The organism is Oleiphilus sp. HI0061, from assembly GCF_001635675.1.
This window is the reverse complement of record NZ_LWFE01001543.1, coordinates 1-1292: the sequence shown is the minus strand read 5'-3', so window position 1 is coordinate 1292 and position 1292 is coordinate 1. Positions and strand designations below refer to the sequence as shown.

Annotated in this window: 3 protein-coding genes; all 3 read left to right on the top strand. The window is 45.7% G+C overall.

The window, feature by feature from the left end; all coding sequences use genetic code 11:
- On the top strand, positions 1-184 hold a 184-nt coding region (locus tag A3735_RS24065), incomplete at its 5' end, for a molybdenum cofactor biosynthesis protein MoaE (protein ID WP_197486011.1).
- Between the two features lies 1 nt (position 185).
- Complete coding sequence (locus tag A3735_RS24060) at positions 186-638, top strand: GNAT family N-acetyltransferase (RefSeq protein WP_068512804.1); 453 nt, start codon at positions 186-188, stop codon at positions 636-638.
- A gap of 94 nt (positions 639-732) precedes the next feature.
- Positions 733-1146, top strand: a complete 414-nt coding sequence (locus tag A3735_RS24055; protein WP_082870359.1) for a CBS domain-containing protein — start codon at positions 733-735, stop codon at positions 1144-1146.
- The last annotated feature ends 146 nt before the right edge of the window (positions 1147-1292 follow it).

The following is a 1292-nucleotide window of genomic DNA, read 5'->3' as shown; positions in this document are numbered from 1 at the left end:
GAGCGAACAAATTGTCTTCGTTGGCGTAAGCTCTGCACATAGAGCAGATGCTTTTGCGGCCTGTGAGTTTATTATGGACTACTTAAAGTCCGACGCGCCTTTCTGGAAAAAGGAAATCACCAAAGACGGTGCTGAATGGGTTGAAGCAAAAGAGAGCGACCTAGATAGAAAAAAACGCTGGTAAAATGTCTGACTTAAGCCACAATAATTTCGCCCTGGAACGACTCGACCCGCCTCGCTTTCCTCTCGCCAAGCAATTCTATAAACAAGCGAACTACCATTCCCACGTCGGTAAAGAAGACGAGGTTTACATCCTTAGAAATAACAACTCAAACAATAAAATCGTTGCGGCTGTTCGCCTGGTCAAGAGCGATCAATATCTGATTCTACGCAGCATGGTCGTGGTTCCATCCGAGCAGCGGCAAGGCATAGGAAGCAGGCTACTTACCGAACTAAAACCACACCTGACAAATCGCGAGTGCTGGTGCTTTCCTTTTGAGTGGCTTAAAGACTTTTATGCTCAAATTGGCTTTCAGCTTCAGAATATAGAACAGGCTCCTCCTTATATCGCTGAATCTCTTCGTCGCTATCTTCGACAAGGACGAAAACTCACCCTAATGAAGCACCCGCTTGCTTGATTTTCCCCAGATATCCTCCATAGTGTATCTTACAACGGTGTCTAAATCGGCTTCATGCCATGACCCAGTCTGTACAGAATAAGGAGCAAGTGACGTGCATTCCGTAAAAATAAAAGATTATATGAGCCCAAATGTTTTATCCTTCAAACCTGAAGACAGCGTTATTACGGCTTTAAGAACTCTGGTAAAAAAAGGCCGTTCGGGCGCACCGGTAATAGATAATGAAGGGAAGCTGGTTGGTATTCTTTCAGAATTGGATTGTTTGAAAGAAGCTCTAAATGACGGCTACTACCAATCAGTAGGTGATCGAGTCGCCGATCACATGACGACCGAGCTAGACATGGTTGAACAAGAAGATGATATCATTGTCTGCGCAGAGTTCTTCACTTCTGGCCGACGACGACTACCGGTTATGGACGGCGGCAAGCTTGTTGGCATTATTACTCGTCAAGACTTTGCTCGCGCACTGATCAACCGTATTGACCATCCTCACCACGGTGACAACTAGATCATGAACTACTAGACTGAGCCAGCCCTTCAGGGTTTGGCTCAGGCTGTATTAAACTAATCATTTCCCATCCAACTGAAGGCTTTGCATCTGTTCTGCCTAAAGGCACAACCTGCTTATCTGGACGAATCGCAAACAATAGCGTC

Coding starts and splice junctions, on each gene's coding strand:
- A3735_RS24060 (WP_068512804.1), top strand. CDS start 186: ATGTCTGACTTAAGCCACAATAATTTCGCCCTGGAACGACTCGACCCG.